20 protein-coding genes and 1 riboswitch are annotated in these 20,647 nt (G+C 60.9%); of the genes, 4 read left to right on the plus strand and 16 right to left on the minus strand.

Annotated features, from left to right (window positions below):
- Nucleotides 1-116: 116 nt before the first annotated feature.
- Nucleotides 117-857 carry a metallophosphoesterase gene (locus RS897_RS37230; protein ID WP_315833648.1) on the plus strand — a complete coding sequence of 247 codons (741 nt, stop codon included), beginning with the start codon at nucleotides 117-119 and terminating at the stop codon, nucleotides 855-857.
- A gap of 271 nt (nucleotides 858-1,128) precedes the next feature.
- Nucleotides 1,129-1,332, plus strand: a complete 204-nt coding sequence (locus RS897_RS37235) for a hypothetical protein (protein WP_315833649.1) — start codon at nucleotides 1,129-1,131, stop codon at nucleotides 1,330-1,332.
- A 47-nt stretch (nucleotides 1,333-1,379) separates the two neighbouring features.
- On the opposite strand, the gene RS897_RS37240 is transcribed toward RS897_RS37235, so the two are convergent.
- From RS897_RS37240 to RS897_RS37310, 15 genes are all read right to left on the minus strand, one after another.
- A complete protein-coding gene (locus RS897_RS37240; RefSeq protein WP_315838868.1) occupies nucleotides 1,380-2,639 on the minus strand; it encodes a D-amino acid dehydrogenase in 1,260 nt (419 codons plus the stop codon).
- A 125-nt stretch (nucleotides 2,640-2,764) separates the two neighbouring features.
- A complete protein-coding gene (locus RS897_RS37245) occupies nucleotides 2,765-3,619 on the minus strand; it encodes a D-amino-acid transaminase (RefSeq protein WP_315833650.1) in 855 nt (284 codons plus the stop codon).
- A gap of 57 nt (nucleotides 3,620-3,676) precedes the next feature.
- A complete protein-coding gene (locus RS897_RS37250; RefSeq protein ID WP_315833651.1) occupies nucleotides 3,677-4,408 on the minus strand; it encodes an amino acid ABC transporter ATP-binding protein in 732 nt (243 codons plus the stop codon).
- Nucleotides 4,409-4,420: 12 nt separating this feature from the next.
- The gene (locus RS897_RS37255; RefSeq protein ID WP_315833652.1) at nucleotides 4,421-5,113 is read right to left on the minus strand and encodes an amino acid ABC transporter permease; all 693 of its coding nucleotides are present in this window, start codon (nucleotides 5,111-5,113) and stop codon (nucleotides 4,421-4,423) included.
- A 5-nt stretch (nucleotides 5,114-5,118) separates the two neighbouring features.
- Nucleotides 5,119-5,850: an amino acid ABC transporter permease gene (locus RS897_RS37260; protein WP_315833653.1), complete on the minus strand. Its 732-nt coding sequence runs from the start codon at nucleotides 5,848-5,850 to the stop codon at nucleotides 5,119-5,121.
- Between the two features lie 79 nt (nucleotides 5,851-5,929).
- Nucleotides 5,930-6,859, minus strand: a complete 930-nt coding sequence (locus RS897_RS37265) for an amino acid ABC transporter substrate-binding protein (protein WP_407654378.1) — start codon at nucleotides 6,857-6,859, stop codon at nucleotides 5,930-5,932.
- A 33-nt stretch (nucleotides 6,860-6,892) separates the two neighbouring features.
- The gene (locus tag RS897_RS37270; RefSeq protein WP_315833654.1) at nucleotides 6,893-7,882 is read right to left on the minus strand and encodes a LysR family transcriptional regulator; all 990 of its coding nucleotides are present in this window, start codon (nucleotides 7,880-7,882) and stop codon (nucleotides 6,893-6,895) included.
- Between the two features lie 237 nt (nucleotides 7,883-8,119).
- Entirely contained in the window at nucleotides 8,120-8,431 is a 312-nt protein-coding gene (locus RS897_RS37275; RefSeq protein WP_315833655.1) for a cupin domain-containing protein, read from the minus strand.
- Nucleotides 8,432-8,453: 22 nt separating this feature from the next.
- Nucleotides 8,454-8,738: a hypothetical protein gene (locus RS897_RS37280; RefSeq protein ID WP_315838870.1), complete on the minus strand. Its 285-nt coding sequence runs from the start codon at nucleotides 8,736-8,738 to the stop codon at nucleotides 8,454-8,456.
- 164 nt (nucleotides 8,739-8,902) lie between these two features.
- On the minus strand, nucleotides 8,903-12,448 hold the full coding sequence (uca, locus tag RS897_RS37285) for an urea carboxylase (protein WP_315833656.1): 3,546 nt from the start codon (nucleotides 12,446-12,448) through the stop codon (nucleotides 8,903-8,905).
- Nucleotides 12,449-12,451: 3 nt separating this feature from the next.
- Entirely contained in the window at nucleotides 12,452-13,093 is a 642-nt protein-coding gene (locus RS897_RS37290) for an urea amidolyase associated protein UAAP2 (RefSeq protein WP_315833657.1), read from the minus strand.
- 5 nt (nucleotides 13,094-13,098) lie between these two features.
- Nucleotides 13,099-13,935, minus strand: a complete 837-nt coding sequence (locus RS897_RS37295; protein WP_315833658.1) for an urea amidolyase associated protein UAAP1 — start codon at nucleotides 13,933-13,935, stop codon at nucleotides 13,099-13,101.
- A gap of 41 nt (nucleotides 13,936-13,976) precedes the next feature.
- Nucleotides 13,977-14,768 (minus strand): ABC transporter ATP-binding protein, encoded by a 792-nt coding sequence (locus RS897_RS37300; protein WP_315833659.1) that lies wholly within the window; start codon nucleotides 14,766-14,768, stop codon nucleotides 13,977-13,979.
- Nucleotides 14,765-15,583: an ABC transporter permease gene (locus RS897_RS37305; protein ID WP_315833660.1), complete on the minus strand. Its 819-nt coding sequence runs from the start codon at nucleotides 15,581-15,583 to the stop codon at nucleotides 14,765-14,767. Before RS897_RS37305 ends, RS897_RS37300 begins: the two co-directional genes overlap by 4 nt.
- 45 nt (nucleotides 15,584-15,628) lie before the next feature.
- Entirely contained in the window at nucleotides 15,629-16,702 is a 1,074-nt protein-coding gene (locus RS897_RS37310; RefSeq protein ID WP_315833661.1) for a putative urea ABC transporter substrate-binding protein, read from the minus strand.
- Between the two features lie 75 nt (nucleotides 16,703-16,777).
- A riboswitch (guanidine-I (ykkC/yxkD leader) is annotated at nucleotides 16,778-16,889 on the minus strand.
- A gap of 844 nt (nucleotides 16,890-17,733) precedes the next feature.
- Here RS897_RS37310 and RS897_RS37315 point away from each other — a divergent pair.
- Together RS897_RS37315 and ybiA are read left to right on the plus strand one after the other, a co-directional pair.
- Nucleotides 17,734-18,699, plus strand: a complete 966-nt coding sequence (locus RS897_RS37315; RefSeq protein WP_315833662.1) for an IS481 family transposase — start codon at nucleotides 17,734-17,736, stop codon at nucleotides 18,697-18,699.
- A gap of 439 nt (nucleotides 18,700-19,138) precedes the next feature.
- Complete coding sequence (gene ybiA / locus RS897_RS37320) at nucleotides 19,139-19,639, plus strand: riboflavin biosynthesis intermediates N-glycosidase (RefSeq protein WP_315833663.1); 501 nt, start codon at nucleotides 19,139-19,141, stop codon at nucleotides 19,637-19,639.
- Nucleotides 19,640-19,642: 3 nt separating this feature from the next.
- On the opposite strand, the gene RS897_RS37325 is transcribed toward ybiA, so the two are convergent.
- A complete protein-coding gene (locus tag RS897_RS37325) occupies nucleotides 19,643-20,641 on the minus strand; it encodes a PfkB family carbohydrate kinase (RefSeq protein WP_315833664.1) in 999 nt (332 codons plus the stop codon).
- Between the last annotated feature and the right edge of the window lie 6 nt (nucleotides 20,642-20,647).

Consider the following 20,647-nt stretch of genomic DNA (forward strand, 5'->3'; position numbering starts at 1 on the left):
TGCCTTGTTGGGAACCAGTTCTTCTCGAACCATTGTCTTGAAATCATTGTGCCGTTGAAATGATGTGCCGTTGAAATCATTGTTCCGGCTCCGGCCTGTCGAGAATCCAACTCTAAATGCGATCAATCCTGCGACCACGCGAACCCAAGGCCAAGCCAAGGCTGCCGGACGGCGTCCGAATCTACGCACTCAGCGACATTCACGGTTGTTCGGATCTGCTCGCGCAGATGCTCAGGGTCATCGATGCCGACATCGCGCACAGCAAGCCGCATCGCGCGATCGAAGTTTTTCTGGGTGATTACATCGACCGCGGGCCGGACAGTCGAGCCACCCTCGATCTTCTGATCGAGCGCGACCGTCGCGGCAACGCGATGTTTTTGAGAGGCAACCATGAGGTCTTTCTCGCCGAGGTGTTTCGCGATCCCTCACGCCTCGACAATTGGCTCCGCATCGGAGGACTGCAGACCTTGATGTCTTACGGCCTGACGCCCTCACTTCATCCGGACGCTGAAGAACAGGCTGCGCTGGTGCGGCAATTGATGGCCGCCATGCCACCGCAGCATCATTCGTTCCTCAAACGCCTGCGCCTGACATTCACCTGCGGCGATTTCTTCTTTACCCATGCCGGCGTTCGACCGGGCATTCCGCTCGCGGAACAGCAGGAGTCGGATCTGATCTGGATCCGCGACGAGTTTCTCCGAAGTCAGGACAATTTCGGGAAATACGTGGTGCACGGACATACACCGGTGCGCACCCCCGAAATTCTGCCCAACCGCGCCAATATCGACACCGGAGCCTACGCCACCGGCAATCTGACCCTGCTGACGATCGAGGGCACCCGCCTGCTCGCGGTTTGACCCACCCCTCGGCCGACTGCGAAAAGCCAACGCCCGGTTCCGGCTTAATCCCGTCAGGCGGGCAAAACTCACCAAAACCCGCTGTAAACCATTGAAAAATAAGTCATTTGCTTTGTGACTGCACTCTCGCTACAACACGCGGCGAGAGCGCGATGCGTTTGGGTGAATCGTCGTCGCGCCCCACCCTTTGCTGGCGCATGATCCCTGTCGGAAAACCGGTACCCACCTCTCCGGATCATGCTCTGGAAGCGGCACAGTAGACGAGGACACGATGGCGCACACCTTTTCAATCAACGAGGACGTCCATCACCAATTGCAAAGGCCACAAGGTCGTTCTGCGAACGGTGACCGAAACATCTACACGATCGTCACCTGCCTGCCGATCGAGGCAGACGGCCGTCCCCGGTACCGCATCAAAAGCAAGACCGAGAATTTCGAGCGCGTGGTCACTGAAGACCAACTCAGCAGATTCTAACGCTTCACGCTCCCCTCAGCTTTGGCTCCACCGCCTGTTGGCGATATTCATGGTCTCGCGTAACGCGCCAGACCAAGATCTGACGTATCGATATCCGGCTCCTTACCGCTGATCAGATCGGCCACGACGCGTCCGGATCCGCAGGCCATGGTCCAGCCGAGCGTGCCATGCCCGGTGTTGAGCACCAGATTGCTGATGCGTGTGCGACCCACGACCGGTGTTCCATCGGGAGTCATCGGCCGCAATCCGGACCAGAAGGTGGCGGCAGCGACATTGCCGCTTGCCGGAAACAGATCGTTGACCGACTGTTCCAGCGTGGCGCGTCGCGCGAGCGGCAGATCACCATTAAAGCCGGAAATTTCCGCCATGCCGCCGACCCTGATCCGGTCGCCCAGCCGCGTGATCGCCACCTTGTAGCTTTCATCCATGATGGTCGAAACCGGCGCGCGCGCCGCATCGGTGATCGGCACGGTGATCGAATAGCCCTTCACCGGATAGACCGGCACGCTCAGCCCCAACGACTTCACCATCAACGGCGTGAAGCTGCCAAGCGCCACGATATAGGCGTCAGCGACGATCTCGCCGGCGCTGGTCCGCACACCGGCAACAGCGGTGCCTCTGAGATCGATGTCCTGAATACGAACACCATAACGAAATTTGACTCCAAGGGCCGTCGCAAGCTCCGCCAACTGGGTCGTGAACTTGAAGCAATCGCCGGTTTCATCGTCAGGAAGCCGCAGGCCGCCAGCGATCAATTCGCGCACATGCGCAAGCGCCGGTTCAGCGGCAACGCAGCCTGCGGGATCGAGCACTTCGAAACGGACACCGTCGCGACGGAGCACCTCGATGTCCTTGGCTGCGGCGTCGACCTGCTTCTGGGTGCGAAATAGCTGCAGCGTTCCCTGCTGCCGTTCGTCATAACGGATGCCGGTATCGGCGCGCAGCGCGATCAGGCGCTCCCGACTGTATTCCGCGAGCCGCATCATGCGGCGTTTGTTCACCGCATAACGCTCTGGAGTGCAGTTGCGCAACGTTCGGAGCAGCCACGCCAGCATCGCCGGATCCGGCTTCGGCCGCAGAACCAGCGGAGCGTGCTTCATGAATAGCCACTTCAGGGCCTTCTGCGGAATGTCGGGCGCGGCCCACGGCGACGCATAGCCCGGCGAAATCTCCCCGGCATTACCAAAGCTGGTTTCTAGCGCAGCGCCCGGCTGCCGGTCCACCACGGTGACCTCGTGGCCAGCCTTGGCAAGATAGTAGGCGGACGTCACGCCGATGACGCCACTGCCGAGAACCGCAACTTTCATCATGACCCCGATCGAGGAGAATTGAGAGCCTTCACTTCGCGTCGATCGGAGCGAAAGCTCGCTTTGCTTAGCGCGTGTTTTTCAACCGAACCGGCATCTACCGGTATTCACCGATACGCGCGCCATCAGTCCGCGGTGGCGCGGGCGAACTCCACATAGATCTCGCGCAGACGGAGTGAGACCGGACCGGGTTTGCCAGAGGCGATCGTTTGACCGTCCAGAGTCACCACCGGTTGCACGAAGCTGGATGCACTGGTGATGAAGACTTCCTTCGACGCCAAGGCTTCAGCGACGGTGAAAGGTCGCTCCTCGATGCGGAGCTGGAGCTCCTCAGCGAGCGCCATCACGGCCTTGCGGGTGCAGCCCGGCAGGATTGCGCTGGAATTCTGTCGGGTCACCAGCACGTCGTCCTGGGTCAGGATAAAGGCCGACGACGATGCCCCCTCGGTGATCGCGCCATCCTCGATCATCCATGCTTCCTGGCATCCGGCTTCCGCTGCGGCCTGTTTGGCGAGCACCTGCGCCAGTAGCGCAACGCTCTTGATGTCCCGCCGCGCCCAGCGGATATCCGGCAACGTCTTGACCGCGATGCCGTTCTTTGCGGCTGCCGAATTGACGATGTCCTTCACCATGGTGAACATCACCAGCGTCGGCTTAACGCCTTTCGGAAATACGAAATCCCGTTCGGCCGCACCACGCGTCACCTGGATATAGACCAATCCCTCGATCACACTGTTGCGCGCGATCAGCTCCTTCTGGATCTCCTTGATGCGCGCCAGCGTTTCCGGCAACGGCAATTCGATTTCACCAACAGAGCGCTGCAGCCGCGCCAGGTGCGCCTCGTTGTCGATCAGGCGGCTGCCCAGCACTGCGGAGACCTCATAGATGCCATCGGCGAACAGGAATCCGCGATCGAGCACCGATACCCGCGCCTCCTCGAGCGGAACGAACGAACCGTTGACATAAGCAATACGACTCAAAGCGACGTCTCCTCGATGGCAGTCAGGCCGGCACATATAGAGCCGACAGATAAGCGTTCAGTGCGACAGGATCTTGGCAAGAAAATTCTGGGCGCGATCGCTGCGCGGGCTTCCGAAGAAATCCTCCTTGCGCGCGTCTTCGACGATTTCACCCTTGTCCATGAAGACGACGCGGTTTGCGACCTTGCGTGCGAACCCCATCTCGTGGGTGACGACCATCATGGTCATGCCTTCGCGCGCCAGTTCGACCATGACGTCGAGCACCTCACTGATCATTTCCGGATCGAGCGCCGATGTCGGTTCGTCGAACAACATGGCGATCGGATCCATCGCAAGCGCTCGCGCGATGGCGACGCGCTGCTGCTGGCCGCCCGAAAGCTGAGCCGGAAACTTGTCCGCATGGGCATTCAATCCCACCCGATCGAGCAGCTTCATGCCCTTCGTCATCGCCTCGCCATGCTTGCGTCCCAGCACCTTCTCCTGGGCCAGGCACAGGTTTTCGATGATCTTGAGGTGCGGAAACAACTCGAAATGCTGGAACACCATGCCGACCCGCGAACGCAGCTTCGGCAGGTTGGTCTTCGGATCATTGACCTTGATGCCGTCAATTGAGATGTCGCCTTCCTGAAAGGGCTCGAGCGCATTGACGCACTTGATCAGCGTCGATTTTCCGGACCCCGACGGGCCGCAAACCACCACCACCTCGCCCTTGGCGACACTGGTGGTGCAATCCTTGAGGACCTGGAAAGCCGGTCCGTACCATTTATTTACATGGCTGATTTCGATCATGACGTGAACTCGCTATCGGGCAATGCTGATACGCGCCTGAAGCCGCCGGACGGCCGTGGACGCAATGAATGAAATCGTGAAGTAGACGACCGCGGCGAACAGATACATTTCGACAAGCCGGCCATCACGTTGCGCCACCTTGCTGGCGGCACCGAGAAAGTCGGGAATCGAAAGCACGTAGACCAGCGAGGTGTCCTGGAACAACACGATGGTTTGGGTCAGCAACACCGGAAACATGTTGCGGAAGGCCTGCGGCAGCACGACATAGCGCATGCTCTGAGCATAGGTCAGGCCGAGTGCTTGCGCTGCGGCCGGCTGCCCCTTGGAAATCGACTGGATTCCGGCGCGCATGATTTCGGAGAAGTAAGCCGCCTCGAACATGATGAAGGTCACGAGCGAGGAGGTAAACGCACCGACGCGGACTGGTCGCGACGCGCCCGTCAGCCATTGTCCGATATAAGGCACCAGGAAATAGAACCAGAAGATCACCAGCACCAGCGGCAGCGACCGCATCATGTCGACGTACAGGCCCGCGATCCGCGCCGCCAGCTTGAAACTCGATAGCCGCAACAACGCAATCAGCGTGCCGAAAATCAGGCCGCCGAGCGCAGCAAGTGCCGTCAGCGTCAGTGTGAAGGTCATTCCATCGAAGAATAGATATCCGAGCGAGCGACGAATGACATCGAAATCAAAATTGGCGAACATGGCCGTTACTTCCCGGTCATGTAGCCGGGGATCGCCACAGTGCGCTCGACATAGCGCATGGCGGTCACGACCACGATATTGACGATGAGATAAAGCATGGTCGCCGCAGTAAACGCTTCAAAGACCTGAAACGAAAATTCCTGCATGGCGCGGGCCTGGGCGGTCAGCTCGATCAGGCCAATGGTAATGGCCACCGAAGTGTTCTTGATGGTGTTGAGAAATTCGGACGTCAGCGGCGGCAGGATGATCCGAAACGCCATCGGCAACAGGATGTAGCGATAGGTCTGCGCCGTGGTCAGGCCAAGTGCCGTGCCCGCCATCTTCTGCCCGCGCGGCAGCGAATTGATGCCGGCCCCCAACTGAACCGCCACACGCGCCGACATGAACAGGCCGATGCCAAGCACGGCGGTGTAGAACGGTGCATTGGGCAGTTGCTTCAACCACAAGCCCCAGGACCGCGGCAGCAGTTCCGGCAGCACGAAGAACCACAGGAACAGCTGCACCAGCAGCGGCATATTGCGAAAGAGCTCGACATACCAGAAACCGAACCTGTTTGCCCCTCGTGACGGCAGCGTGCGCAGGACGCCGACAAGCGATCCGCAGATCAACGCGACGATCCAGGCACAAATCGCCGCTTCGATGGTCAGAACGAGACCCGAGAGCAACATATCAAGGTAGTTGCCGGTGCCGTTCGGTGACGGCTCCCAGAAAATACGCCAGTTCCAGTTATAGTTCACGGTGCCCCCTGCCCGCCCATGGTCTCAAGCCGAGAATAGGCCCACGCAATGGTCGTGCCACCGCGTGGGCCTATCAGTCTCACATCGCGGTATAAGCGTCGGGTTCCGGCGAGTCGGACGGCTGGGCAAATGCCTTCTTCTGCTCAGGTCCCATCGGCACATTCAGATTCAGCCCCTTCGGCGGAACCTTCTGCATGAACCATTTGTCGTACAGCTTGGCGCCTTCCGGGCTCTTGTAAAGCTCGGCGGTTGCCGCATCGACCACTTTCTTGAACGGAAGATCGTCCTTGCGCAGCATGATGCCGTAGGGTTCCGGCTTCGAGAACGCATCCTTGGAAATCACATAGGCATCCGGATCCTTCGATCCCGCAGCAAGGCTTGCCAGCAGGATGTCGTCCATCACGAAGGCGACCGCACGGTCGGTTTCGACCATCAGAAACGCCTCGGCGTGATCCTTGGCGGGAATGATGTTGATGCCGAGATTGCGCGCGGCGTTGGCTTCGTTGAGCTGCTTGATGTTGGTCGTGCCCGACGTCGACACCACCGTTTTGCCCTTGAGGTCGTCGATCGAGTTCAGCTTGCTGGACTTCTTCGAAACGAAGCGGCTGGCGGTGAGAAAGTGAGTGTTGGTGAAGGAAATCTGCTTCTGGCGGTCGGCATTATTGGTGGTCGAGCCGCATTCGAGATCAACGGTGCCGTTCGCTAACAGCGGGATGCGGGTCGACGAGGTGACCGGGTTGAGCTTCACCTCGAGCTTGTCGAGCTTGAGTTCCTTCTTCACCGCATCGACGATGCGATAGCAGATGTCCATCGCGAAGCCGACCGGCTTCTGGTTGTCGTCCAGATAGGAAAACGGAATCGACGAATCGCGATAGCCGATGGTGATCGCGCCGGTCTCCTTGATATTCTTGAGCGTGCCGGTGAGCTCCTGCGCCAGTGCCGAGCCTGCACTGAGTGCGCCGGCCAACGCGACGGCCATCATTTTTCCGATACGGGGATTATATTTCATCTACTCTTTCCTCCTCTAAGAACTCTCAAACGATTAATGGCTCGCTTGCCCAGTTAATCCAGCGACCGACTTGGCAGCCGGCTTGGCGAGCGAACCCGCGGACGATCGTCGAAAACCGTCTGCGCCCTGGTCGGCGTCGTGCTTGCATAATTCGGACCAGAATAAATTCAGCGACCGATGATCGTGGGTGCGATCCCTGAATGCGACCAAGGACAACGGCAACGCCCATGCGTCGCCGCCGATCGCGATCAATCCCGCGCGGCCGGCCGCAGCCACCGTACTCTCGGGCAGCCAGGCGATGCCGTGATCGGTAAACGCCATGTCACGCAACACGTCGGACATATCGCTTTCCATCACACGGCGACCGAACACCGGAGCATTTTCCAGAATCAGATCGACCAGGCGGGCGAGATAAACGCCACGCGAATACATCAACAAGGGCACCGGATGCGAGGGCCGGCCGGGCAACGAGACATCGGCACTCGCCGCCAGTTTCTCACTGACGTAAGGGCGCAGGAATTCGGTGCCGACCACGACGCGCTCATAGCGGCTCGGATCGAGCTCGATCGGTTGCTGGGCATTGTGATAGCAGACCATCAGATCGGCATTCTCCGACACCAGCGACGTCACCAGATCGTGGTTGTTGCCGACGATCACCGAACAGCTCAAACGCTTATTCTGTGACCAGATAGGCCACCAATGCGGCAACTGGGCGGTCGCCAATCCGAACGGCACGGCTATCCTGATATGATCGGGGCGGCGAACGGGCTTGCCACCGAGTTCGTTTCGCGTGTCCAGCATTTGCCGCAGCAGTTCGCTCGCATGCTCGCGAAAGTGCTCGCCCTGGGGGGTGAGCTTTGTCGGATAGACCCCGCGATCAATCAGATCGAAACCGAGCCATGATTCAAGGGATTTGATGCGGCGGCTGAACGCAGCCTGGGAGGTATTCCGCTTCTCCGCGGCGCGCGTGAAATTGCCGGTCTCGGCAACCGTCAGGAAATCCTGAAGCCAACGCAACTCCATTCAATCGCCCCCACCCGTCCGCGCCGGGCATTCGCCCGTTGTCTGCGGTATCGGGTCCCATCCGCAAATGTACCGAAATGGCGCGGCTTCTAGCCAATGCAAATTTTGCATTACGCGGATGCTAGCCCAAAATGGCGAGGTGTTGCCATCAGTCGTTCGTGGGGGCCCCAGCGGCAAAGTGCCCTCGGGCGGCGATGCAGCGCCCGGCCAAATTATCGGATTTACGGGAGTTTGAGCCTAAACTAGGTCCTCGGGCTGCTTGACTTCGATTTCGACGAACGCGATCGGGTGCGGCGAGCCGTTCATGACGTCGTGTTCCACGCCTGCCTGACGCCGGTAAGACTGGCCGGCGGCCAGCGGAACGTCTGTGACCTCAGTCCCATTATGAATGCGCAGGGTGCCGTCGGTCAGCATGATCACGAAATAAGGCCAGCCGTGACGATGCCAGCCGGTCGCAGCGCCCGGCTCGAAGTCCCAGCGCGTGATGCGCACCACCGCGTCGTCCTGCTGGACGGTGGGGACGGCCGGCGTCTGACATTGGAAAGTCATCGAGCGGGACTACGTCTCGGGATTACAAAACGCGCTTGCGGCGGGCGGATTTCTGCTCGACGACCACGACGCGCGGGCCCCGGCGGGGGCTCTCGATAATCTGCCGGACCGGTTCGACGACGATTTTGGTCTTCATCACTTGAGGCCGGACCTCGTCCAGCGGCAGGCCCATCAGGGCGGCTGCGATCTCGGCCTGGCCCTCGCGATCATCGGTGATGCCCGACGCCGCAAAAATAGCTTCCTCAAGGGTCGGCAGATCGACCTTGAGCCGCCGTGACCCGAATTTCGTATTCCAAGTGGTACTCAAAGCCGTCTCCATGATCCGCAGGTCGTTTTTGCGGCGCACGCGCTGGGGCAGGACATAGTCCGAATTGGCCCCGCTGGCGAGGGCGAAATTGGGACAAAATGTCCAATCCGGTCGCTTGGCCGCAGCCGCCGGGCCGTTCTCGCGCACAGTTGAACACCCCCTCGTCATTCTGCCTCCAGCAGGGCCACGACATCGCCGGCGCGCAGGGTCTGGCCCAGTTTGATCCGGATCTGCGACACCCGGCCGGCCATCGGGGCCTGGACGCTGATCTCCATTTTCATGGATTCGATGATTGCAATGATATCACCGGCGGCGACTTCAGTGCCTTCGTCGACCAGAATCTTCCAGACGTTGCCCGGTACCTCCGAAAACACCCCCGCAAGACCGTCGGGGATATCTTCGACCATTATTGCACCAGCGACTGCCTCATCCTGGACGTCGTCGATGCGCAGTTCTTTCCAGCGCTGGCGCTCGGCCTCGAAGGCGGACTGCTGACGCTGCTTGAACGCGGCGATCGAGCCGCGATCGCGCTCCAGCCCCTTGGCATAGTCGGCGTAGGAAAATTCAGTCGCCTCGATCCGCAGCGGATAGGCGCCGTGCGGAAACGCGGCACGTGCCTCCAGCAGCTCGTCCGCGCTGACCGGAAAGAAACGGATCTGATCAAAAAACCGCAGCAACCAAGGGTGCCCCTGTTCGAACACCGGCGTGGTGCGCCACGTGTTCCACATCTGAATGGTCCGACCGAACAATTGATACCCGCCGGGCCCCTCCATGCCATAGATGCACATGTAAGCGCCCCCGATTCCCACAGCGTTCTCCGGCGTCCAGGTGCGGGCGGGATTATACTTGGTCGTCACCAGCCGATGCCGCGGATCGACTGGGGTCGCGACCGGCGCGCCGAGATAGACGTCGCCGAGCCCCAGCACCAGATAACGCGCATCGAACACGATCCGCTTGACCTCGTCCTCGCTGGCAAGGCCGTTGATGCGGCGGATGAATTCGATGTTGGACGGACACCAGGGCGCGTCGGGCCGCACCAGTTCCTGGTACTTCTGCATCGCCAGCACCGCCTGCGGATCGTTCCAGGACAGCGGCAGATGGATGATGCGGCTCGGCACCGTCATGGCATCGACCGGCGGCAGATCTCGCTCCAGCTCCTGCAGCACATCGAGCAGCCGTTGCCGCGACAACACCGTGCCGTCGTAATGGATCTGCAGCGAACGGATTCCCGGCGTCAGATCAATCAGGCCCGGCAGCCGCGCCGCCTCGACCGCCTGCGCCAGCACATGCACACGCAGGCGCAGCGCGATGTCGAGCTCCATCGGCCCGTACTCGACCAGCAGGTTGTCGTCCCCGGCCCGCCGGTAAACCACCGGCAGCGGGCCATCGTCGCTGCGGCCGACAATCGCCGATCCCAGCTCCGGCGCCCCCCGGAGCACGAGCGGTCCGGCGACGGGATCACTCTCGCGCCGCACCGCTTCGAAACGCACCTTGTCACCGGGCTTGAGCTGGCCGGTCTTCCACAACTCATCCCGCGCCACGACGGCGGGACAGACGAAGCCGCCCAGGCTCGGACCGTCGGGACCGAGAATGATCGGCATGTCCCCGGTGAAATCGATCGAACCCACGGCGTAGGCGTTGTCGTGGATGTTCGACGGATGCAATCCGGCCTCGCCGCCGTCGGGCCGCGCCCATGTGGGCTTCGGTCCGATCAGCCGCACCCCGGTGCGTGCGCTGTTGAAGTGCACTTCATAATCCGTCGCGAACAGCGTCTCGATATCCGCATCGAGAAAGAAATCCGGCGCACCGTGCGGCCCATAAATCACCCCAATGGTCCACGCGCGCGTGAGTTCGGGCAACTCGTCGTCCTGCAGCGCCCGTGGCGCATGAGTGCCCGCGGCATTGCCGATATGCAGCACCTCGCCGGCCTTCAGCGCCCCGGTGGCATGACCACCGAACGCGCCCAGTGTGAACACCGCGCGGGAGCCCAGAATCTCGGGCGCATCGAAGCCACCACGAACCGCGAGATAACAGCGCTGCCCTGCTCCTTCGATGCCGCCGATCGCCAGCACCTGGCCGGCCCGCACCGCAACCGGCGCATGATGCGCGATCGGGACGCCGTCGAGCTTGGCCGTCATCCGCGCGCCCGCAAGCCCGATCACGGTATCGGTGTTGAAACGCAGCGTCGGACCGTTGACGGTCAGTTCGAGCGCCGCGGTCACCTCGGGATTGCCGACAATGATGTTGGCCAGCCGGAACGAGCGCGCGTCCATCGGGCCGCTTGGCGGCACGCCGACATGCCAGAGGTTGAGACGCCCCGGCAATTCCTGCAATCCCGACTGCGCGCCGGGCGCCAGCACATCGACGGTGCGCGGCGCAAAGGCAAAACTTCCGAGCACATTGGTGGCGACCCGGCCGCTATGGAACACCTCCGAGCCGGCAATGGCACGGAGATAATCGAGATTGGTCTCGATCCCGGTGACCGTGGTTGCGGCCAGCGCCTGCTGCAGTTTGGCGATCGCCGCTGGGCGGCTTTCCGCCGCAACGATCACCTTCGCCAGCATCGGATCGTAGAACGGCGTTACCTCCACACCGGTCTCGATCCAGCCATCGACCCGCGCATCCTCCGGAAACGTCACGCAGGTCAGGCGTCCGGCGCTGGGCCGGAATCCCGCATTGGGATTTTCCGCATAGAGCCGCACCTCGATGGCCGCGCCCTGCGGCGCCAGCGCCCCGGCATCGGCCAGCACATCCTCGCCGGCGGCCTGCCGCACCATCCACTCGACCAGGTCGACGCCGAACACCGCTTCCGTCACCGGATGCTCGACCTGCAGGCGGGTGTTGACCTCGAGAAAGTAAAAGTCCTGCCGTTCGACATCGTAGATAAATTCGACGGTGCCGGCGGATTCGTAGGCCACGCTGCGGCCCAGCGCCACCGCGGCTTGATGCAGCCGCGCCCGCATCGCCTCGCTGAGCCCGGGCGCCGGCGTCTCCTCGACGACCTTCTGGTTGCGACGCTGCAACGAACAGTCGCGCTCGCCGAGCGCCACAACGCCCCCTTTGCCGTTGCCGAAGATCTGCACCTCGATGTGGCGGGCCTCGGCGACAAAACGCTCGAGATAGACCCGGGCATCACCGAAGCTTGCCCGCGCGGTCCGTTGCACCGTGGCAAAACGTTCCCGCAGCGTACCGGCATCGTGACACAGCTGCATGCCGATGCCGCCGCCACCGGCGGTGCTTTTCAGCATCAGCGGAAAGCCGATCCGTTCGGCTTCCTGCATGGCCTCCTCGATGGTCTCGAGCAGGTCGGAGCCCGGCAGCAGCGGCACATGGCTGAGTCTGGCGATCTCGCGCGCCTTGTGCTTCAGCCCGAACGCGTCAAGGTGTTCCGGACGCGGCCCGATGAAACGGATGCCGTGTTCGGCCAACCGCTCGGCAAAGCCGCGGTTCTCCGACAGAAAGCCATACCCCGAATGCACGGCCTGCGCGCCGGTCGCAAGGCACGCGTTGATGATGGCGTCGACATCGAGATAACTTTCTGCCGCCGGCGCGGGACCGACCCGCACCGCCTCATCCGCATCGAGCACCGAGCGCGTGAAACGATCGGCGTCGGAATAGACCGCCACCGAGGCAATCCCCATCCGGCGCAGCGTCCGGCCAATCCGCCCCGCGATCTCGCCGCGGTTGGCAATCAGAACCTTGCTGAACATGGCTCAGTCCTCGTCCGCTTCAAACACCACAACCTGCACCGGCGTCGGAAAGAAGCCGTTGCAGGGGTTGTTGATCTGCGGGCAGTTGGAGATCAGGCAGAGCACATCCATCTCGGCGACCATCTCGATGTAGTCGCCGGGCTTGGAGACGCCGTCGACCACGGTGAAATTGCCTGAAGCGTCGATCGGCACGTTCATGAAGAAGTTCAGGTTGGGCACGATGTCGCGCTTCGACAGGCCGTGCTTGGCCGCCTCGATCAAAAAATTCTCGCGGCAGGCATGGAGATATTTGGTGCCGTGGCCGAAACGAACCGTGTTGCTTTCGCAGGAGCAGGCCCCCGCCGAGGTGTCGTGCAGGCCGCAGGTGTCGGCGACAACGCGCAGCATGGCGCGCCCCTCGCTGGACATGATGCGGGTGCCGGTGGTGACATAGGCAGAGCCCTGCGCGCGCAGGGTGTCCTGGCCGCTGTAACGCTCCTGCAGGTCGGACGCGTTGTAAAACAGCGTATCGACCGCCTGCTGACCGTGGCTGTCGACAATGCGCAGCCTCTGGCCCTGGCGAACGATGGTGGACCAGGGCGCGCGCGCGGGAATTTCGGTGTCCAGCACGATGCGGGCCGATGACGGAATGGAATGTTTGGTCATGACGCTCACCCCGCCACGCTGGAATCGAAGAAGAAGGCGTTGTTCTCGAAGGCGCGGATCGCTTCCGCACTTGCCGTCCGGCAGAGATCGTCGGCGCCGGCAGGCGCGGCGCGATACCGAATGATTTCGACCGGATCCTCGGCATAACGGGGCGACGGGTCGAGCGGATGCGGACAGTTTGACAGCGCGATCAAGAGATCCATTTCGGCGCGCAGGTCGACGAAATCGCCGGCCTGGCGGCGGTCCGCCAGCCATTGAAAGCGCCCCTCGGCATCGACACTGACCGGTGCAAAAAAGCTGATGCACGGCATCACGTCGCGCCGATCGAGCCCGAGCTTGCCGGCGGCAAGGATGAAATTGTCACGGGTGTTGCGATGAGCACCGGCCCCATAGCGGGCTGCGTTGGTCGCTGCCGTCGAGCCGCCGGCAAGGGTGTCATGGCCGGCGCCGGTGTCTTCGATGATGCTGAGCAGCGTGCGGCCCATGTCGGAGAGGATCACGCGTCCCTTCCGCAGGCTCGCTGCCCACTGCACCTTGATGGTGTCGGCATGGTTGAGCCGCTCGCTGGGGTCGGTTGCGCTCCACGCCAGCAGGCTGACACAGGATGCGCCGCTGGTGTTGATCAGCCGCAGCGCCTCGCCGCGGTTGAGGCGCGTGGTCCAGTACCAGCCGCCGGGAATGATTTCGCGGTGGACGACCGCGCCGGCTGCGATCGGCGCGCCGTCACGCGATGTCGGCGGCGGCAGCGCGCGAGGCGCCTGCCCCTGGCCGGCGGCCTTCAATGCCTCGTAGCGCGTCTTGTAGGCCGCGATCTCGGCCTGCTGTTGTTCCGTCAGGATCATGGTTTGCCCTTTCTCAGACAAGCGCGCCGGGTCGTCCCGGCTCATGCTCCTTGTTTGGCCGGGTCGTCCCGGCCAGAGCGAAATGTCGACAAATGACGCACGTCGGCGACGCGGCGTGGGTAGATCTCGAGATCGCGCGAAATGGTGGCGCCGTAGCGTTCACGCTCTTCAGGACGATTGCGGTTACGCTCAAACGCGATCACCCGCGTCGCCAGCCGGAACGCTTCGCTGAGGTCATGGGTCACCATCACCACGGTGAGCTCGGTCTCATTCCAGAGCCGTTTCATCAGCACATGGATGTCGGCGCGGATGCCTGGATCGAGCGCGCCGAACGGCTCGTCCAGCAGCAGAATTTTTGGGCCGCGCATCACGGCCTGCGCCAGCGCCAGGCGCTGCTGCATGCCGCCCGACAGCGAGGCCGGATATTTGTCTTCGTGGCCGGCGAGGCCAACCTCGGCGAGCAGCGCCATGGCCTGCTCCACCGCGGCGCGTTTGGCCGCACCGAACAGCCGGCCCGTCACCTTGGCCTGCTGCAGTTCGCGCCCGAGCACGACATTCTGCAGCACCGTGAGATGTGGAAACACCGAATAGCGCTGGAACACCACGCCCCGGTCGGCGTCCGGCTCCGGCTTCAGCGACTTGCCGTCGACCAGGATTTGCCCGCGGGTCGGGCTTTCCTCGCCCAGCAGCATGCGCAGGAAGGTGGTCTTGCCGCAGCCCGATGGCCCGACCAGCGCGATGAACGCGCGCGAGGCAACATCGAGCGTGATCCGCTCCAGCACGATGTGGTCATCGTATTCCTTCCAGACGTCGTCGAAATGGATCGCGCTCATTCCGCCCTCACCGATGCGAACCAGGGAAAGGCCTTGCGCTGCAGCAGGCGCAGTGCCGCGTCCATCAGGAAGGCGAGCAGCGTGATCCAGATCACGTAGGGAATGATCACGTCCATGGCGAGATAGCGCCGCACCAGGAAGATGCGATAGCCAAGACCGGAATCCGAGGCGATGGCTTCCGCGGCAATCAGGAACAGCCAAGCCGGCCCCAATTGCAGCCGCAACGAGTCGATCAGCCGCGGCAGGATCTGCGGCAGCACCACCCGCAGCGCCACCTGCCAGGTCGAGGCGCCGAGTGTCTGCGCCTTGATCAACTGCTCGCGCGGCAATTCCAGCACCTTCATGGTGAGATCGCGGATGATGCACGGCAAGGTGCCGATCACGATCAGCGCAACCTTGGAATTCTCGCCGAGCCCCATCATGATGAACAGAATGGGCAGCAGCGCCAGCGGCGGCACCATGGAGGTGACGTTGACGAACGACGCCAGCAAGGCGTTCGCCGACGGCAACAGCCCGATCACGATACCGAAGATCAGGGCGGCGACGGTCGAGATCGCCAGCGCCGACACCAGCCGCCCGAGACTCGCGATGGTGTCGGACAGCATCAGGATGGTGCCGGTGCGCACATCGACCTCAAAGCCCATGCGCTTGACAGCCTGCGCCATGCTGGACAGCGCAGGCAGCAACTTGTCGTTCGGATTTTCCGCCAGCCGCATGCTGGAGCCGGTGAAATACGCAATCAGGAGCAACACGAACGGCAGCATGGCGAGATAAAATCCCACCTGCCGACCGGGCTTGATGTTCATGAGGCGCATGGCCGTCTCCTGCAGCAGCTTTCAGAGCCGTCTCAGAGCTTGCTCTTAAAGCTTACCTTTGGCGGCGGCGTCCATGTAGGTCGCGTCGAAGCGCAGCTTGATGTTGCTCTTGTCGCCGAGCACCTTCTTGTCGCCGAGTTCGATGCCGACGGCGTCGGCAGACTTCGCATCCTTGCCGAGCAGCGCCTTTTCGAACAGGAACTTGCGCACCCGGTCCATGGTGGTACCCACTGCCGCGCTCTTGGTGAAGGCTTCCGCGTCGGCTGCCTTGTCGAACAGCTTGGTCGAGGCGAGCTGGCTCTCAAAGCCGGCGAGATCGGTGCCGGAGGCTTTCGCCATGGCTTCCTTCGCCGCCTTGCCCTCTTCGCCAGCGGCGGTCATCTTGGCAATCGTCTCATACCAGATGCCGACCAATGCCTTGGCGAAATTGGGATTATCCTTCAACACTGCGGTGTTGGCCACCATCAGGTCCATGATCTCGCCGGGGATCTGCGAGGAATCGAACACCTTCTTGGCGTCCTTGGATTCGAGAATTTCGGAGACGATCGGATTCCAGGTCACCACGGCGGTGACGTCGGCCGTCTTGTAGGCGGCGGCGAGATCGGCATCGGAGGTGTTGACGACCTTGATGTCTTTTTCGGCCAGATGCTTGCTCTCCAGCGCCCGCGCCAGCAGGTAATGCGAGACCGAGAACTCGACGAGGTTGATCTTCTGGCCCTTGATGGCGGCGAGATCGGCCTTGTTCTTCAGGATGACGGCGTCATTGCCGTTGGAGAAATCGCCCATCACCACAGCCGTGGTATCGACGCCACCCGCGGCGGGAATCGACAACGCATCCATGTTGGTGATGGTCACGGCGTCGAACGCACCGGCGGTGTATTGATTGACCGATTCAACGTAGTCGTTGAACTGCTTCACCTCGATGGTGAGGCCGTATTTGTCCGCCCATTTCTTGACGATGCCGGTATCGGCCGCATAGCCCCAGGGCATCCAGCCGACATAGATCGACCAGGCGACCTTGAAGTCCTTCTTCGGCGCGGCCTGGGCGGGCGCCGCGATCACGGCGCTCAGCGCGGTGACGACAGCGACGGAACGGAGAAATGATGTGAGCTTGTTCATGACAGATCCCTCTTGCAAATTTACAAAAAGGGATCGGCGACAGACCATCGCTTTGCCAATCCCTTGGCTAACGAGGTCTCCCGGGCTTTTGTCCCGCCGTGCACCTGCGAGGATGTCTCCCCCGCAAGCGGCTGCTCTCGGACCAGCGCTCTGCCAAAGCAGAGCCGGAACCCTAGCGGCCAACTCGGAAAAAGAGATGCATGCAACGTGCCACATCCCGGCCGATTGAAAATCAAGGGATTTTGGCCAGAGCCCAGTGGTTCACCGCGAACGCTTGCTCAACAAATATGCAGCCGCGCATTTTATTGAAGCTTTCCTTTTCCGGACGTCGAGGCACCTTTGGACAGCGTCGATGATCGACGCGAACACAGGACAGACGTCGGATGAAATGGCTGCGGAGTGGATTGCGCCTGTTGCTCGCCGGGCTGTATGGCCGGTGCGGTCTCAGCGCAAGTCCAGATCACAAATGCGCACGATGACATCGGCGCAGCCGACGGCGGGTACTCTTGATACGAGCCCGGCGGCCGGAGTTGCCGAGCGTTGAGCGGCGAAGGCAACAAAAAACTCCCGCGGGCGATTTGCGAACGCGCCCCACTCCAAACTAGTTTTGCATTGGAGGCGCTAGTCGCAGAGGATCCAAAATCCAACTAGAGAACCGACTGATTGCGATTGTAGAGTTTCCTTATCAGTTTCACAGACTTACTCCGTTTAACAGAACGTTATCAGTCAGCAAACTGACTCCTGTTCATGCCAAACCTTATCAGTTGCGAACTGATTTCATTTTGGCGCGGAACCGCATCACCTAAACAACTGATCATGCCTCGGTGACGCCCGCCCGCAACCCTCTCATCGTTCTGAAGATCCCCGTCAGGCGCGTCAATGCAACTCTGTTCCGGAGCACCGCCGCGAGCGTTCGCGAAATCCTACGCGAAGACTATCCCGATGCTCCCAGTCGGCGTCCTGCGACCCACTAGGTGTTTGGTCCCAAGCTTTGATGGTGCGTTCTTATCGCACGATTCGAAGGATGGGCTATGGGACAAGTTTTACACGGCTGCGCCACCACGACGGAGGCAGTCCGTCGAGCAATACAAAATAGTCAAGAGAGCCTGAGGGCGCTGACCAGGCGCTACGGGATCAACCAGAAGACTGTCGCGAAGTGGAAGGAGCGCGAGACTGTCGCCGATATCCCGACAGGCCCCAGGGACGCCAAGTCGACAGTGCTTTCCATCGAGGAGGAGGCGATCATTGTCGCTTTCCGGCGGCATACGCTATTGCCGCTCGACGATTGCCTCTATGCGCTCCAGCCAACCATCCCGCATCTGACGCGATCCTCCCTGCATCGCTGCCTCCAGCGCCACGGCATCAGCCGATTGCCGGAGGTCGAAGGCAGCAAGCCTCCGAAGAAAAAGTTCAAGGCTTACCCGATCGGTTACTTCCACATCGACATTGCTGAGCTTCAGACCGCTGAAGGCAAGCTCTACCTGTACGTCGCCATCGACCGCACGAGCAAGTTTGCCTTCGTACAACTGGTCAGGAAGACGGGAAGAACCTCCGCCTCGGCCTTCCTTGAAGCTCTGATCGCGGCTGTCCCCTACAAGATCCACACGGTTCTCACCGACAATGGGATCCAGTTCACTTTCCCGCCGCGCTATGCGGACGGCCCGACGGCACGATACGTGACACATATGTTCGATATGCGCTGCCAAGAGAATGGCATCGAACATCGGCTGACCAAGATCAAGCACCCCTGGACCAATGGCCAGGTCGAGCGCATGAACCGCACGATCAAGGAAGCGACCGTCCAACGCTACCATTACGATCGACACGACCAGCTTGAAGCTCACCTCGCCGACTTCATCAACGCCTACAACTACGCTCGACGGCTGAAGACCCTGAAGGGCCTCACGCCTTACGAATACATCTGCAAATGCTGGACTTCCCAACCGGACCGATTCAAACTTAATCCGCTCCAGCAAATGACGGGACTAAACACCTAAGGCCCCTCACCTAATCGCGGGCGACGAGATTACCAAGGTCACGCAGAAAGGTGAGCAGTTTGTCTAGCCCCTCAGGGGATCCGTCCCACACCCTTGCGGCTGCTTTGGCAAGCTGCTCCCTTCCGCTCTCCGCGTGTTCCGCGGCGTTGTTGGAAAGACACTTTTTTGCATAATTGCATAACTCGGCGAGAGTCGGAGTGAGCCGAGGCGGCCTTCGGTTCAGCGCACGGTGGACGCTCGACTGGTTCACGCCGACCAACTCCGCCAGCGCAGCATCCTTTAGTCGTAGGGAATTTTTGAGTTTAACGACCAGGGCCACGGCCTCGACCGCGCCCTCTTCCGGACTGACGGGCCGCCCTACAGAATTCTGAATTTCATCTTTTCTGCGCGCCACGTTTATGTAATAATGCAAAAATTAAATCTTCACAAGGGGTCGGCGATGAAGGAAATCCGCTTTTATCGTGCAAGCGAAAAGCCTTACGGCGTGTTCAGCAATCTCTACAGGCGGCCGATCACATTTGAAAAGTGCGTCTATCCGACCTCCGAGCACGCCTACCAAGCCGGGAAAGCACGCAAAGAAGAAGTGCGCGATTGGCTTATGGCCGCGCCCTCCCCGGCGTTACTCGCGATGGCGGCGCATGGCCTCTATCAGTGGGACATCACCCCCGATTGGTCGAGAATTAAGTTCGACCGCATGAGAGCTGTACTCAGGGCGAAGTTCACCCAGCACCCCGATCTGGCAGCTATCCTTCTCGACACCAAGGATGCAGTGCTGATCGAGACCGCGACCGTCGATAACGCCGTCAACAGGCTTTGGGGCGAGGTGCCCGGCAAGGGCGGAAAGAACATGCTCGGGATAATGCTGATGGAAGTTCGCGAAAGTATCCGGCAAAACAGCAACAAGCGGCGACGCAAGATCACCATGCAGGCGGCTGAATAGACTTCAGTCGCGGCTACAACGCCCGAGCGTTGTCACATACGAGGTGGACGACTCGTCGATACCTCGATCAAGCATCGCGCGAACGCGGCGTGCACCGGCCGCGAGAAACAATCCACGAGCACCGGTAAAACCGCAATTCAGTGCTGCAAGGCGTTGCCCGAGCTGGATACCATCGAAGATATCTTCGACCTTCCAGCTTCCTTCGTGATACCAGCGCTTCAGGACGAGATCCAACAGACCAGTCGTCACCATGTCTCCCGATCCGCACGTGTCAACGACGCGCGGAGCAAAGCTGGACGGAAAATGACGCCGAACGTTTCCGTTCGAAACTGTCAATCCGTGAACCCCATGAGTCCTGATGATTATTGTTTCAGGATCAAGCTCGTCGTCAGCAATGTGTTTTCCAGCCGTCTCATCGGACAGCTTGATGACTGTAGCGCAACGAACGGCCCTAGTGAACAATTCGTCGTCAACCGACGCCGGCTCGAAGAAGATTAGAGCCCCTGCTCGTTTTGCCTCTTCCATCGCGAGCATGATCGATTCCGAAACACGATCTGCGTAGAAAATTGACACCGACTTCAATGTCTCGGCAGCCTGCCAAACGTGGTCATGATTAATCGATCGCCACTTTGGAAAGCGGACGAACGTCTGAGGACAAGTTGAAGTGAATCGGTGAGTTGCGTTCACCGTATCAACGATTTCTACAATGACAGGAGAGCTTCCCGTGTTGGCCCGAGACACATAGCGCGTCTCGCATCCAGCCTTCTCGAACTCGTCAAAGAGGAAACGGCCATGATCGTCGTCGCCGAGATTGACCACTGGGAAGACCGGGTGCCCCAGCAACGCAAGCGATAGCAGAACATTTCCACATGATCCGCCTAGAGCTTCCGTCGGAGCGGTATAGGAATCGGCATAGATCCGGTCGACAGCTGTCAGACCGGTGCCTGCGACGGCAGGGCGCGCCGATTGCAGCGTGAACTCTCTCGACCTCAATTGGACCATAACATG

Origin of the sequence: Bradyrhizobium prioriisuperbiae, assembly GCF_032397745.1 — a bacterium.
GTDB classification, from domain to species: domain Bacteria; phylum Pseudomonadota; class Alphaproteobacteria; order Rhizobiales; family Xanthobacteraceae; genus Bradyrhizobium_A; species Bradyrhizobium_A prioriisuperbiae.